Annotated in this window: 10 protein-coding genes; all 10 read right to left on the bottom strand. The window is 67.6% G+C overall.

Annotation, left to right across the window (positions count from 1 at the left end; translation table 11 throughout):
- Nucleotides 1–42: 42 nt before the first annotated feature.
- On the bottom strand, nucleotides 43–1,290 hold the full coding sequence (locus AB0J74_RS24585) for a glycosyltransferase (RefSeq protein WP_363451688.1): 1,248 nt from the start codon (nucleotides 1,288–1,290) through the stop codon (nucleotides 43–45).
- On the bottom strand, nucleotides 1,287–2,264 hold the full coding sequence (locus AB0J74_RS24580; RefSeq protein WP_363451686.1) for a glycosyltransferase family 2 protein: 978 nt from the start codon (nucleotides 2,262–2,264) through the stop codon (nucleotides 1,287–1,289). Before AB0J74_RS24580 ends, AB0J74_RS24585 begins: the two co-directional genes overlap by 4 nt.
- A gap of 10 nt (nucleotides 2,265–2,274) precedes the next feature.
- Nucleotides 2,275–3,273 (bottom strand): type I glyceraldehyde-3-phosphate dehydrogenase, encoded by a 999-nt coding sequence (locus AB0J74_RS24575; RefSeq protein WP_363451684.1) that lies wholly within the window; start codon nucleotides 3,271–3,273, stop codon nucleotides 2,275–2,277.
- A gap of 70 nt (nucleotides 3,274–3,343) precedes the next feature.
- Nucleotides 3,344–4,135: an ABC transporter permease gene (locus AB0J74_RS24570; protein ID WP_363451682.1), complete on the bottom strand. Its 792-nt coding sequence runs from the start codon at nucleotides 4,133–4,135 to the stop codon at nucleotides 3,344–3,346.
- On the bottom strand, nucleotides 4,122–4,892 hold the full coding sequence (locus AB0J74_RS24565) for an ABC transporter permease (RefSeq protein ID WP_363451680.1): 771 nt from the start codon (nucleotides 4,890–4,892) through the stop codon (nucleotides 4,122–4,124). The genes AB0J74_RS24570 and AB0J74_RS24565 overlap by 14 nt, the downstream gene beginning before the upstream one ends.
- The gene (locus tag AB0J74_RS24560; protein ID WP_363451678.1) at nucleotides 4,889–5,809 is read right to left on the bottom strand and encodes an ABC transporter ATP-binding protein; all 921 of its coding nucleotides are present in this window, start codon (nucleotides 5,807–5,809) and stop codon (nucleotides 4,889–4,891) included. Before AB0J74_RS24560 ends, AB0J74_RS24565 begins: the two co-directional genes overlap by 4 nt.
- Before the next feature lie 1,495 nt (nucleotides 5,810–7,304).
- Nucleotides 7,305–8,144 carry a hypothetical protein gene (locus tag AB0J74_RS24555; RefSeq protein WP_363451676.1) on the bottom strand — a complete coding sequence of 280 codons (840 nt, stop codon included), beginning with the start codon at nucleotides 8,142–8,144 and terminating at the stop codon, nucleotides 7,305–7,307.
- Between the two features lie 165 nt (nucleotides 8,145–8,309).
- Nucleotides 8,310–9,755, bottom strand: a complete 1,446-nt coding sequence (locus AB0J74_RS24550; protein ID WP_363451674.1) for an NYN domain-containing protein — start codon at nucleotides 9,753–9,755, stop codon at nucleotides 8,310–8,312.
- Nucleotides 9,756–9,762: 7 nt separating this feature from the next.
- Nucleotides 9,763–10,839, bottom strand: a complete 1,077-nt coding sequence (locus AB0J74_RS24545; protein ID WP_363451672.1) for a hypothetical protein — start codon at nucleotides 10,837–10,839, stop codon at nucleotides 9,763–9,765.
- On the bottom strand, nucleotides 10,839–13,661 hold the full coding sequence (locus AB0J74_RS24540) for a hypothetical protein (RefSeq protein WP_363451670.1): 2,823 nt from the start codon (nucleotides 13,659–13,661) through the stop codon (nucleotides 10,839–10,841). The genes AB0J74_RS24545 and AB0J74_RS24540 overlap by 1 nt, the downstream gene beginning before the upstream one ends.
- Nucleotides 13,662–14,308 lie beyond the last annotated feature (647 nt).

The raw sequence follows: 14,308 nt of genomic DNA, 5'->3' as shown, positions 1-14,308 counted from the left end.
GGGGCGACTGTCGCGGCGCTCGTCGGCGGCTGAATTTCGGCGTCATTCGCGGGCTCGCACCTCGATCGCCCAGATGTCGGTGGTGCTGGCGAGTTGCCGCACGGTCAACGGCGCTGTCTCCAGAGCGCTCAGCACATCCGGCGACCGCGCCGCCGCCAGGTCAGCGTCGTGCACGCCGGCCAGAATGAGTACCGCCGCCAACCGCAGGCTTTCACGGATCACCTGGCCCAAATCCGACATGGTCAGCATCCGCCAGGTCTCCCAGTGCACGACCTCGTCGAACGCACCGTCGTCCCACGGTGTCGCCAGACCGAGCAACTGCTTGTTGGTACCCGAGCGCGGTGCACGCACATCGAGCGTCGCTGCCGGCGACCGGGCCAACCGGTTCGCACCCGGACCCGCCCACAGCCTCCGCCCACCGGTCGGCAGAAGGCGTTCGAGCGCCGGCGCCCGCAAGCCGTTGTCTGGCCGGTCGAGAAATGCGGTGTAGGCCGGCATGTCGAGCACCGCGTCACGCAGGCGGAAGCCGAGCCGCTCCACTTCCCAGTGCTCGTGTTTGCGCTGCAGGTAGGCCAAACCCGCCTTGGCATCCCGCCAGTTGGCCGTGAGGTCCGAATAATGGGGCACCTGATAACAGACCGCATCCGGCGCCCAGACGAATCGACCCGGCTCGCGTCGCCAGTGCCGGAACAGGCGGTAGCCCAGCTCGGTGTCCTCCCAGCCCCACCGGTCGAACGCCTCGTCGAAGCCACCGACCTCGGCAAAGACCGCCCGCGGCAGGGAGAAGTTGTGCGAGTGCAGGAATACCCACGGCGAGCGGTCGACGGCCCATGGCCGGTCCACCTCGAGCGCGTAGCGGCCGTCGTCCTGATGGGGCGGCACCTCGGTCGGCAGCGTCGCCGGGTCGGCGAACCGGGCCGTCGTACGCCAGTCGGTCTTGATCCTTCGCCCGAGAACGACCCGCGGAGGGTCGCCGTGTCGCTCCCGGTGCGTTTCCAGCAGGCGCGGGTGCGCCACCGAGTCGGCGTCGAGGAACACCAGGTGCTCGCCCGTCGCCCGGGCGGCGCCGATGTTGCGGGCCGCGGCCCGGCCGCGATTGGCGTCGTGCCGCACGCACTCCACGGTCAGCCGGTCGGCGAACTCGGCGACCAGCGGCGCGGCCGGCTCCGGCGAGCCGTCGTCGACGACGATCACCTCAGTGGCCGGCGCGGTCTGCGTGACGAGTGACGCCAGCGTGTGCGCCAGGGCCCGGCGCTGGCCGTACACCGGAATGACGATCGAAAAGGTCATGTCGCCGGGAACGGCTTCTTGGTGCCCTCCACCACCGGCCAGATGTCGCAGGGCCGCAGCGGCACTCCCCAGCGCAGCAGCCGCAGGCTGGCGGCGAGTTGCCATTGCGCCAATCGCCACAGGTTGGCATAGAGCGGCAGGTAGAGGCGGCACTGCAGACGCGCGATTCGACTGAGCCGGGCGTACGCCGCGGCGTCGATCCGTCGGCCGAAGTGCTTGCCGCGGATCGTGCGCAACTCGGGGAAGAGCATGTTGAGCCGCTCGACCTCGTAGGCCTTGCGGCGTTGCGCCCGGTAGAGGTCGCGCAGGCTACGCATGGGGTGCGAGTAGACGATCGCACCCGCAGCGGGCCGGATGGCCTCGCGGCCGAAGCCGGCGATCAGCGACCGGGAGAGGTATGAGTCGTCGGTCAGTGGACCGCGGTCGAGTTGGAGATGGGTGACGACCTTCGCCGGCTGCGGCTCGCGGTGCGGTGAGCCGTAGGGCACGTCGTAGCGGCGGATGGCGAACGCTTGGCCCACCAGGTAATGGCCGCGCAGGATCACGTCGGGGTGGTAGTCGCCGAAGTTGAGCAGCCCGCGCCAGAAGCCGGGCCGAGTTGGGCCGACCAGCGCCCGCGTCGCCCAGGTCGCTTGCACCGTGCGGTCTTCCATCACCTCCGCCAGGACGCGCAGGCAGTGCCGGTCGAGTAGGCAGTCGGCGTCTACGAAGATCAGGTAGTCGGCGGTGTCGGCAGCACGGGCGATGGCTCGCTGCGCCTCCACCAGGCCCGCGTCTGTTTCGATGACCCGATAGTGGGTGCGGCCGGTCGCGTGGTCGTCGGCGATCTGCCGGGTCTGGTCGGTGGAGCCGTTGACCGCGACGATCACCTCGACGGTGACATCGCCCGGCAACTCGGTCAACGCGTCATCGATCGAGCGCAACGAGTGCTCGATCGTTGCCTCCTCGTTGCGGGCGGCAACTCCGACGGTCAACACGGAGTGCTCAGCCGAGCAGCTCGACGGTGTCGGCGAGGACCCGGGCGTACCCGATCTCGTTGTCATGCCAGACAACCAGCTTGGCGTTGCGCCCGAGCACGCTGGTGAGCTGCGAGTCCACGATGGACACCTCGGTGGTGCCGATGAAGTCGGAAGAGACCAGCGGTTCGTCGGTGTAGCCGAGCCGGCCCTTGAGCTGTCCGTTGGCCGCGGCGGCGAGCGCGGCGTTGACCTGCTCCGCGCTGGCCCGGCCGGTCAACTCGGCGACGATCTCGACGGCGCAGCCGATCCCGGCAGGTACCCGCATCGCGAGACCCTCGATGTGCCCGGCCAGATCGGTGAACACGTAGCCGAGCGACCGGGTCGTGTCCTTGATCCGGACTGGGATGATGTTGACCGCGGCAGCCCGGCCCATCCGGCGGTCGCGGTAGGGCGCGTCGTGCAGGACGCTGTGGGTGCCGTCGTAGGCGTGGACGGTGTTGATGAAGACGCCCTGAAGCCCGAAGGCGTCGCGCAACGTTGCCAACACAGGGGCAACGGCGTTGCCGGTGCAGCAGGCGGGCGAGACGACGTGATGGACGGCCGGGTCGTAGTCGTGTTCGTTGACACCGATGACGATCGTCGCGTCGGGGTCGGGCGCGGCGGCGGAGACGATCACCTTCCGCGCGCCCGCAGCCAGGTGCCCTCGGAGCTGGGCGGCGCGGAAGAACCGGCCGGTGGCGTCAACCACGACGTCGACGCCGAGCCGACCCCAGGGAATCTGCTCCGGTGTGGGGTGGCTGGTCACGGCGACGCGCTGGCCGTCGAGGGTCACGCTGTCGGAGTCGGCGACGGCTTTGTCGCGCGCCCGGCCGCGTACGCTGTCGAAGTTGAGCATGTGGGCCAGGTTTTGCGGGCTCAACCCGATGTCGTTGACGGCGACCAGCTCGATGTCGGGCCGGTCGAGGGCCGCCCGCCAGAATGAACGCCCGATCCGCCCGCACCCGTTGACACCGACGCGCATCATGGCCACCCCGTAATGTCATGATGATCAGATCGATGCATGTTAGCGCGTTCGCCGTTTTCCGGCTGTCCCGTCAGCTGAGGTCGTCGAGGCCGTATCGACGGGCCAGCAGCGCCTGTACGGTCAGGCAGCCTTCGGCGGCGGCAAGCCAGACGGCCGCGACCAGGAGTTCCAGGCCGAGCTGCGACCAATCCGGCCGGCCGGCGAGCCAGCTGTGTGCCGCCGCCAATGCATGCCGCAGCGGGAGCACCTGGCCGATCGCGTCGAGCAGCGGCAATCTGCCCGGCGGCAGGATCACGCCGGCGGCCAGCAGGATCAGGTACTGGGCCAGGTTGGACAACAGGATGTCGGTGCGTGGGCTGCCGCCCGTCGAGCCGATGGCCAGGCCCATGCAGAGCATGCTGAGCAACCCGGTTGCCAGGATTGGCAACACCTGGACAACGTCTTGCGCAAGATTTCCCCCAACAAGTATCGGCCCGGCAACGAGGGCGCCGAGCACCATCGCGATCAGGCCTTGCGCAAGGTAAGGCGGGGTGCGCAAGGCGACCAGCGCAAGCATCGGCAGCCGGCCTAGTCGTAGGCGGTAGATGGTGCCCTGGTTGCGGTCTTCGAGCATGGCGTCAGAGACGGCGCCGAGGGCCCAGGGCGAGGCGGCGAAGGCGACCGCCCCGACGAAGGCGTAGTCGCGGCCGGCGTTGCCGGCGTAGAACGTGCCGGCCAGGATGACGAACGCGGCCTGGAAGATCGCTCGGATCGGCATGCTCCAGGCGGCGACCCACCCGCTGCGGTTGATGACGAGGTCGCGGGTCGCCAGGAGCGGGATCCGCAGCGGGAACGGCAGATCGCCCCGGTCAGACGAGGTCAAGGGTGCCCTCCCTGCGCGCACGCCGCATCGCCGCACCCATCAATACCATCCCGGCGCCGAGGTAGGCGGCGGACAGCGCAAGCACGGCCAGCAGCGGTGTGATCTCGATTCGCCGGTCAACGACCATCACGGCGACGTGATGGAGGCTGACCAGTTCGGCCGGCCACCGCGCCCAGGCCGGTAGCAGGTTGACCGGTATCAACAGCCCGCCCAGCACGAAGATCACGTAGATAAAGGTGTCGATCACCATGGCGGCGCCCCTCGAGGCGACGACGACGGCGCTGAGCAGAACGCCCAGGCAAGCGGCTGATCCGGCGGCGAGCGCAGCGAGGGCCAGCATGGTCACGGATCCCGGCAGGGCTGGCGGTGGTCCGCTGCGGACGTTGACGATGAGCAGAACGACCAGGATGTTGGACACGATCGTGGTGAGGGCGACCAGCAGCGTGCGGCCGAGCAGGACGGCGACCAGGGGGTAGGGCCGCACCATGATCGTGGCGAGCGCGCCGGCCATGCGGTCACGAAGCAAGAGCGTTCCCGAGTTCCACAGCACGACTGTCCACAGTGATAGGGCGGTGGCGCCGGCGATGACTTGGCCGACGTAGGCCGGGTCGGCGTTGCCGCGCGCGTAGAGGCCGAGGCTGATCACCACGAGTGGCTGGACGATGCCATGGACGAGCAGGTTCGAGGAACGGCGGGCCTCGTGCACCTGGAGGACCACGCCGCGCCAGCCGGCCCACAGGGCGTCACCGGCCCTCATCCGCGGCCCCCGAGGAGCGAGTGCAGCACCCCCTCCAGCCCGACCGGGGTGACCTGAAGGTCGGTCACCGCGTACCCCTTGGTGATCTCCGTCAGCATGGCGAGAGTGGCGGCGTCCCAGCGGTGCAGCCGGCAGGTCATCGTCCAGCCGTCGGCTGTGGCGACAATCTCCTGCCCGTCCCCGCCGCGCGGCTGTGGCCCGGTGCCGGTGATTCGCACCTCGGCGACGAAGCCGGCCAACTCCCGAAACCGGGCGATCGGCAGGTCGTTGCGGTTGATCCCGTCCTGCAACACGACCACGCGATTGGCCAACTGATCCACGTCGACCGGGTAGTGCGAGGTCAGCAGCACCGCAACACCGGTGCGAGCCAACCCGGCGACGTGGTCGCGCATCCGTTGCGCTTCGACCACGTCGAGCCCGGTGGTGGGTTCGTCGAGGAGCAGCAACCGTGGCTGATGCAACAGCCCAGCGGCGAGGTGCAGCCGTTGCCGCATCCCGCGGGACAGGGTCTCGACCCGGGTGCCGGCCCGATCTGCGAGGCCCACGTGCTCCAGGGCCTCCATGGCCCGCCGGCGAAGACCCCGCCGGATGCCGGCGAGGCCACCGAAGAAGATCAGGTTGTCCACGGCGGACAGCCGGCCATAGAGCCCGCGGTCACCCCCGAAGACAACGCCGAGGTGTGTTCGGGCGTCGCGGCCACGGACGGTGACGTCATATCCACACACCCGCGCGGTGCCCGAGGTCGGCTGCAAGAGGGTAGCGACGATCTTGACGAGGGTGGTCTTGCCTGCGCCGTTGACGCCGAGGAGGCCGACGATCTCGCCCGCCTCGACCGTCATGCTGAAGCCTTGCAGGGCGGTCACCGCGTGCTTGCCACCAAACCGCCGGACGACGTCAACGACCTCCAGCACCGCCATCGATCGGCGCCGCTATCCGGCCAAGATGCAACGACCGGGCCCGAGCACGTCAACACGAATCATCCGATTCCCCGCGTGTGCGACCGTATGCGAAAGCTCGGCCAGATTACGCCAAGGGTGCTGAGGGCGCTACCCGCCGTGTTCAGGCGCCGGCGTTGAGACGTTCGGCTTGCCAGCAGCGGTAGCCGTGCAACCAGACCACATCGCGGAACTGAGCGGCTGGGACGAGCAGGCCCGTCGGCAGGTAGTCCGGAACTGTCCCCGCGAGAAAGAATGCGCCGCCACACCGGCCGCAGTACCAGGCTTGTCGGTGCACCTCCGCAACGTACGGAGCGACCCGACGGCGCATCCGATCCTTGCGGGAAACGCGAACCAGGCCGGCGACGACGAGAGCCAACGCGAGAGCGCCAGGCGCAGCCAGCACCTAGGACCCACGATTGACGCCGCCGTGCTGATCTCCGCTCGCTCGGACGACGTATCGGGCCATGCCGCGATGCCCACTTCGGACCAACACAAGCAGTAGGCGACAAGCAGGCCGACCCACACGTAGCACGCGGTACTTGGCGGGGCGGCGGAGGGAGGGCAAGCAGCCCCACGGTTTCGGTGGTACTCCAACCGCGGTGGCGGATCGCACCTACGGCCGGCATCAATCCGACCGTCCCGCCATAAAGCCATGTGACTCGCTTGAACAGCGGCAGCCCGCGAGTCGCCTGGCCGACTGCGGGGGCAAGGCCATGCCGTGATGGGTCAACCCTTCCAGCGTTTGTCGGCTGACCTCCCAGCCAGGCGATCGCAAGACGGACGCATGTAACGCAGGTCTGGATCGCCACCGTCGGCGTGCTCGCCCAGCTTCCGTGGCGGCCCTCGCCGGCCTGCTGTTCGTGTTGGTGCGGGAACGTTGCCCGCAGCACGGCTAGCGGCACCACGACCTCGACGCCAAGATCGCCTGCGGCGCCCGGCACAACTAGAAAAACGGGCTGGGCACGGTCACCAGCCAGCTGGTGATCCGGCTGCGGCCGCTAGACCTGGTCATCATCAGGACGAGCTGCACCTGATCTCCGGCGCGCTCGGCACGCTGGTCGGACTTTTCGAGGCGGCTGCGCGTCGACCGGCGGGCCGAAGTTGGCGGGCCCGGCGGAGGCGGCGGTCGGGGTGACGGCCAGCAGGGCGACAGCCAGAGCCGGCACTCCGAGGGTACGAATTCGCATACGTGATCTCCCGTGTAGACCCGGGCTGGTCCGTCCCCGGCCTGGGCAGGGGCCTAGCCTCGCGTGCGGTGGGATAAGACCGGGTTAACCCTGCGCTAACGCCCCCAACGAGAGGGGCCCGGCTCGGACGGAGTCCCGCCCAGGGGCCTCTCGCGTGACGCGTCGTCCGTCGAGTGCCCTTCGCCGCACGCCACGGGCACGGACCTGGCTTGAGAGGTCCGCTACCGGCGCGCGGACGGTCGGCGAATCACCGTGCAGCGGCGGCCCGGCACCGAACGGCGTTGCCTCTAAACTAGACGCAGCGACGCCGAGTTCGTCTGTAAGCCACGGTCGTCCTTCCAACTAATCGTGCACAACGCAGTACGGGGGGAGCTGAGCCCGGCGATCACCAGAAACCGGACTTCGCCGCCGGGCGCGAGCGACTCCACCCTCGGCGGCATTCGGTGGTCAGCCATGATCTCCCATTGCTTGGTGTCGACCGCGACCGTCACCTCGCCAGCCGCCGCGTCGCCGGTGTTGCGCAGCACGATCAGCCACTGGTTGCTCTCCCGGACGAGCCGCGGCCACACCTCGGCCACCCGCGGCTTCGCCAACAGATTGGTCGCCAGGGCCTGGTCGCGAGAGACCACTACCGACAGCATCGTGTCGACGTGCCGAGCGAGCTGGGCGTCGTCGGCGTACTCGAGCACCAGCGACGTGCGCTGGATGCCCTTCAGGTACGCCTCCAGCCGCACCGCCTCGGCGAGATCAATCGTGCCGGGGTCGATCGGGCGACGGGAGCGCAGCACCCCCACGTACTTCAGGCCGTTGCTGAGCCGCTCAATCTCCTCCGCCGTGCCGGACTCGGCCACTGCGGTCGGCGTGCCCATCCGGTTGCCGAACAGCGCGACGCAGCAGTCACACCGGTCGACCAGCTGCTCGTTAATCACGTCTTGCGGGGGCCGGCCGAACTCGGTGGCGGCGTGCTCGCCCCACGAGATCGGCAGCACGACCGCGCCAAACTGCTCGCCGTAGATCCCGTTCCACCGGTTGATCGCCTGATGCACCACGGTCAGGTCGCCCCGGGGAATGTCGCCGGGACAGGAGATCAGCAGTCGCTGGACGATGGCGCTATAGGCCACGGCCACTCTCCAAAGGAAAAAGAAAGCCCCAACCCTAAGGTTGGGGCCGGGTATCGAGTCAGATCGGACCGACGGCTACCTTTACTCACCGCTGCCATCCACTGCTCCCCTGTTGTCAACGCTACCAGCACGACCCTCCGATGTCCACTGCCGCTGCCGCGAGCTTGTTTGTCACCTGCGTAGAGACGCCCCAGCCTCGCCCCAGCGTGATCGGGTGAGGGTCACGAAACCGTCGCGTTGGGCGGCGAGATGTGATTGCACGAGAATTCGAATCACCCGGTGTCGGTCACGTTTGTCGAATCCGAACACCGGCTCTGACTTGTCCCGATCGCGCTCCTCCATGAAACCCAGAATCTCTTGCTCTGGAATGGGCGCTCCGAGCCGATCCGCGAATGCCCGATAGAACTCGTGGTAGGCGTGCTCGAACGGTCGACAGAACGCGGAATTGGTGGCCATCGCATGCCGCCTTTCGTTTACCGCGACTGCGTCGATGACGCCGGCCGCGCTCGCATACCGGACCGTTGCGGCGATCCTTCCAGCTGCCCGTCGATCTGGGCCCTGGCCGATCCCGCCTCGACCGAGCAACGACTCGACCTGCCCGTACGGCAACGTCCGCACCTGACGCCGATAGCTCTCTGCGCTGACTGCCGCATAGACCCGCCACAACGGCTCCAGGTAGCCAGCCACGAGGTCCGGTTCGGTGACGGCGTACGCGCTATCGGCACCCCGCCGGACCAGCTCGACGCTGGCTAGCGCGTCGATGGTCCGGGTCAGCAGCGAGCCGTCATCGGCCGAGAACGGCCCAGAGCGCAGACCGGCCAGTGGCAGCCCGCGTGGCCGGGCGGCGAGCACACGGATCGCGTAGTCGATTGCCCGCACCTCGGCGTACCGGTCCATGCCGAGGTCGATGTACGTCCGTGTGGCATTTTGCGGACCCCAACCGGTGGCCGTTTTCTTCGCCGCGTCAGTGCGTACGATCTTCTCGCACATCCCGTCGACGAACGCCCAGTAGGTGTTCTCGTCCTCGTTCTCGAGCACTCCCCAGCGGGCCAACTTACTGATCCGGCCAGCCCGGTCCGGGCCGCCCAGAATGATCCCCAGCCTTTGCAGCTCGAGCAGACCGAGCAGCGACCGGCTACCGGTGTCGCGGCGCGGTTGGCGCAACTCGGTGATCGCGCCGATGTCGCCTGAGCCCAGCCCTGGCTGCGGATCGTCAAGGGTCCGTTGCAGCTCGACACCGAGCCGGCTCGGGTCGCCGTAGACCACCATCAGCTCGCTGCCGTCCCGGTGCATCCGTAGGATCAGCGGTAGGAAGTCCTGGTCGCCAGTCACCAGGATGAAGCGGCGGCACCCTTGGTGCAGATAGTCCATCGCGAGCACGGTGAGTTGGATGTCTGCCTGCTCCTTGGTGCTCTGCACATCGTTCCGCTCGATCATGTGCTCGCGCATCGCCTTGACGATGCTCGGGTCGAACTTCGCCGCGGCCATGTGCGCCTGGAGTTGGCCGCCGAACTGCCGGTACGCGTACTCCCAGAGATCGTCAACGACGCGCCGGTCGGCGACTTTCCCCCGCCCGATGAGCGCCCCGGCCAGGTTCTCCCAGTCGACCAGCAGCACGCCTCCGTCATACGCCGCCATGAGTGGTCCCCTCGGTAGTAAGCAGGATAGGCGCCCAGGTCTGATCGAGACCGTTGATTACCCGCTCCACGTCGTTGAGACTTCGGCACATCTCGTCGACAAGGAAGCGCAAGAGCACATCCGGATAGCGGGAATGGCCGTCGGTGTGCGCGGCGCAGGTGAGGTATTCGCAGGCTCCGGCGATCGCGGTGACGGCGTTCAGCGCAAACAGGGTGTCGGGTGAATCAGCCGTCTTGGCGGACCCGTTCAGCACGCTCAGCAGGCTCAGCCGCCAGGGCGGCAGGTCGTTCACGTCGCTGATCGCAAGGGCATGGGCCAGGCTGCGAGCGCAGCCGAGCAGCGTCCCCGGACGCTGGGCGAGCACCGCCCAAAGCCGCCCGACCATCGCGCGGCCATTGCGGATCTTGGGGCGATAGCCTTCCGGGTCACGCACGGCAAGTGCGGCCTCCTTTGCCTGGGCGAGCACCGCGATCCAGCCTGGGTCGCGGGGACCGCCGAGCACGGCGTACAGATCGCCGGACCGCTCGGGCTGCTCGGCCTGCACCCGCGTGAGACGGCGGATCAGCGCTTCCTCCACCGCGAACAGCCGCCGGCTGAGTTCGGCCAGGTCCAGCTCTCGGGCGTTGAGGGCCACCTCGACACGCCGGGAGAGATCACGGATATGGCAGTAGATCAGGGTCCCGCCGAGCGTGGGCACCCAGTGGGGCAGCGGGACTGGCGACGACGATTGCGAAATGCCCAGCTCGCGGCGAGCCAGCAGGATCACCGCGAACCGCTGGTGGGTCCGCTCGCCCAGCACATCCTCGCAAGCTTCCCGGTTGTGATCGAGGAGGTGCACTAGCCCAACAGTGATCGCGTTCGGGTCGTCGAACTTCTCGTTGCGGATCACCAGCGGGATGATCGGCAGGCCGGCGAGCTCGGCGGCCAACTCCCGCGCGAAGTCGTTCCGCGAACGGCTCCCGTCTACCGCGAGCCAGTAGGCCGCCATCGGTCCCGACCCGTCGAGGAATAGCCGGCGTACGGTCGCGGCGACCTCGACCACGACGTGTCTCGTGTCGCTCATCAGCCGACCTGATCCGGGGTCACAGCACCCGCAACCCGGGCGAGCAGTGGGATGCGGGGGCGGACCGTTCCGCCATCGAACGCCAGGAAATTCGCGGCGCGGGCGGTGGCCAGCAGCCGGAGCGGCGAGCGAATGCCGCAGCGGGCAGCCAGCGCCTCGTAATCGGCCTCGGAGCACGACATCGTGGCCGACGAGTCCAGCCCGATGCGGCGTAACACCGTGTAAACGTCGTGCAGCCACGGGTTCTTGCGGCGTCCACGGGCGGACAGGTGGTCCTCGGCCGCGCCCTGGAAGAAGTCATAGTGCTCGCTGCGCAGAATTTGGCCTAGCGTCAGGTTCTCCTTAGCAAACACGGCGAACAGATCCGCCCGGACCGGGTTGAGGTCGGAGACCTTGTACTTGCCCTGGATAAGCCAGTCCATGAAGGCCACCAGCAGTTTCACGGTAAGAAATGGGTGACCGCCGGTCTCCCCATACACCATCGTCACGAATTCCGGCTCGAACTCGGCGTCCCGCATGACCTTGCGGACGAGCTCGTAGAACTCACCGGTTAGCGGCCGGCCGACATCGTGTGTGAACAGCGGAAACGAGTCCTGCTCCACGACCGGGCTGAGCTGGTTCTGGTCGAGCAGGATGTAGTGCGCATTCGGCTGCTGGCCCATGAACACCAGCAGGTTGTCGCGGGTGAACCGGACGAGTTGGTTAAGCAGCGGCTGCACGACCAGATAGCGCAGGGCCGGACGTTCGTCGAGGTAGCTGGAAAGGGTCCCGAACAGAGTCTCGTACTCGTCGAGCACCAGCACGTACCTTGCGACGTTGCCAGGCGCGCCGGGCTGGCACGCGATGACCGCCTGGCTGACGAAGTCGTTGGGCAGTTGATGGCCCTGGCCCAGCGCCTCCACTACCCGGCTGTAGAAGATGCCGCCACCCGATGGCTGGCCGGTGTCGCCGCCCGACAGGTGGCCGGTGTCGCCGCCGGGTGCCTGGCCGGTGTCGCCGCCAGACAGTTGGCCGGTGTCATCGCACGTCTGCGTGATCACAACGGTCTGCCCGGTGGTCGAGCCCAGATCCGAGGCGCACGCAGTGGTTTTGCCGCTGCGGCGAACACTGCACCATAGACGCACGCCGTTGCGCCGCTCGAATGACTGCATTAACGCACGGACGCTTCCGCGGTAGACGTGGTTGTACGTCGTCGCAAGGAACGGGCTCTCGAGCGGGAAGCTGCGCGCGGAGTTCCAGGTGATCGGCCGGTCCTGTTTAGAGTCCGCAGCGCGCGAGTACATGATCCGCTCGAGCGTCGACTTGACCTGGTCCTCGGCCTTCCCGCTCTCGGCCGCCACCACGATCTCGGCGAGCCGGTCCACCGCCATGATCGCCCCGCGCAGGTCCGACCGCAGCCGGGTGATCACCACGCTGACCGCGCGCGCGGATGCATCCTCGATGAGCGCGCGAGTCACGTCCGGCGACAGGTAGCACTGCACGTCGATCGAACGGGAGTCGCTGACGTTCGGCGGCAGCTGGAGCGAGACGTCGAGCCGGTATGGCTTCGCCATGCACTGCGAGAGCGCAGGCAGCGGCGCGTTCTCCGGGTCCTCGTCGACCAGCTTGTCCAGGGCGTCGGCCAGCGGCATCACGGTGTCGCCGACCAAGTCGGTAAACATCCCGGGCTCGAGTTCGGTGATCAGCTCGCGGAGGTCCGCCACGGTCAGAAAAGGCAGCACGTGCGCCCACGCCCGCGGGGACCTCGGCAGGATCTTGTCGCCGGTCAAGTCGAGTTGGGCCTCGCCGTATCCCATCAGGATGCCCGACAACATCGCCGAGGCGAGCCGACGCAACGACTTCGTGGACTGGTCCCGATGCGCGTCAGCGAGGCGTGCAGAATAGAACTCCAACGGCAGGTCAAGGAAGCGCTGCAGGCCGGTCAGCGACTTCTGGACCGGATTGGTGGCCTGCAGGCTCTGGGTGGTCGTGATGTGGTTGTAGCCCTTTGTAAAGATCTCACTGGAGTGGTTCAGTAGCGCGGACTTCGCGGTGGCCAGCACCCGAGTCTCGTCATCGGTCTGCAGGAACGCTTCGAAGTACTCGGAGATCACGTCTCGATAGAACGTGGCCCACTGGAAGATGTGCAACCGGCTGAGCTTGTCAAGGGCGCCGGCGAACTGGCGGAAGTTGTAGTCGCGGGCCACGGGGGTGGACCGCGGCGCTGGCACCGCCGGCGGGCGGCGGGTCATTGCGTTCTCCGGCTGGGCCCCTGCTGGCGCAGGAACGGTTACCGGCCTGGGCGTAAGGGCCGGCGTCGGCGCGTCAACCGTGTCGAGCAGGTCGTCGAGCAGGGCGAGCAGTCCGCGGCGGCGCTTGGGCAGGAATAGGTCGGCGAGATCGAGCAATGCGTCCTCGCGGGCGAGCACCTGATCGTCGGAAAGGTCAGCGATGAGCAGTCGGAACGCTGTCTCCGCCTCGCCCGGGTGCACATTGGTCAGCAGCGCGGAGATCTCATCCGCCCGTCGGTTGAACTCCTCCTCGCCAAGGCCACGTCCAGGTGTTCGGGTCTCGGCCACGACCTCGCGCGGGGCACTCACGGGAGCTGCGGCGGGCCGAGGCGTCGGGCGGGCTACCCGGCGGATCGCGAGGAACGCCTTCATCTGCGGCCGGCGGTCGGGCGGAAAGCTGTCCAGCGCGGCCGCGACCTCGGCGTCCAAGGCATACAGCTCGGCCGGGGGGCACTGCTCGACGATCTGCCGGAAACGGCTCGCAGCGTCCGCTAGACCGCGCCTCATGTTGAGGCTGATCACTTCACCGAGGTCACGTCGCCAGTCCCTCACGCGGCTCAAGCTACGCGGGCGCTCTTCTGCTCGGAACCATACGTTCAGTCCATTCGATACGCATGATGGATCGATAAGATCGCCCGCGAGATGCGCATTTCCTGCCCGCTCGCTGGGGGTCGGTCGTGACCGACGGGCTCAATGGCGGGCGACGCCGAGATCACTATTGAGCCTGGTTGGGCGTAAATCTCGACCACCAAGGCGTTGCTGAACAAAGGCCTGATCTTAGTTGCCGCGGCCGGGGCGACCGTGTGCGTGCACTGCAATCCCGGGGCTGAACAAGACGCTGTCGGTCAAGCGTCGCTGCGTACCCTTGCCCTTAGAGCCGTCGATCGGTGTGCAGCTCTTCGGCTCGCCCAACAATCCAGTGCCAATCGGAGTCGAAATCGGATCAGGTCAAAGGTAGTCGTTTGGTAATGAGGAAATACCAGGCGCCGGACCCTCTGGCACACGTAAGCCACTCAGCCGTCCGACTGAACCAACTCAGACCAGTCAGACGATACGAGCACCGCAAAGTACATTCCCTCGTCAAACGGCGAGTTAGCTGAAAAGAGATTACGAACGTTCACTACTGACCAGACCAGATATGCTGCTGCCACCGGAACGACAGGTTCAGGGACGAACCAGGCGCGGTGCGGAGGGTGAAC

The sequence above is a fragment of the Asanoa sp. NPDC049573 genome, assembly GCF_040676615.1.
Taxonomy (GTDB): Bacteria; Actinomycetota; Actinomycetes; order Mycobacteriales; family Micromonosporaceae; genus Asanoa.
This window is presented reverse-complemented; position numbering and strand designations above follow the sequence as displayed.

Coding starts and splice junctions, on each gene's coding strand:
- AB0J74_RS24585 (WP_363451688.1), bottom strand. CDS start 1,290: ATGACCTTTTCGATCGTCATTCCGGTGTACGGCCAGCGCCGGGCCCTG.
- AB0J74_RS24575 (WP_363451684.1), bottom strand. CDS start 3,273: ATGATGCGCGTCGGTGTCAACGGGTGCGGGCGGATCGGGCGTTCATTC.
- AB0J74_RS24565 (WP_363451680.1), bottom strand. CDS start 4,892: ATGAGGGCCGGTGACGCCCTGTGGGCCGGCTGGCGCGGCGTGGTCCTC.
- AB0J74_RS24560 (WP_363451678.1), bottom strand. CDS start 5,809: ATGGCGGTGCTGGAGGTCGTTGACGTCGTCCGGCGGTTTGGTGGCAAG.
- AB0J74_RS24545 (WP_363451672.1), bottom strand. CDS start 10,839: ATGAGCGACACGAGACACGTCGTGGTCGAGGTCGCCGCGACCGTACGC.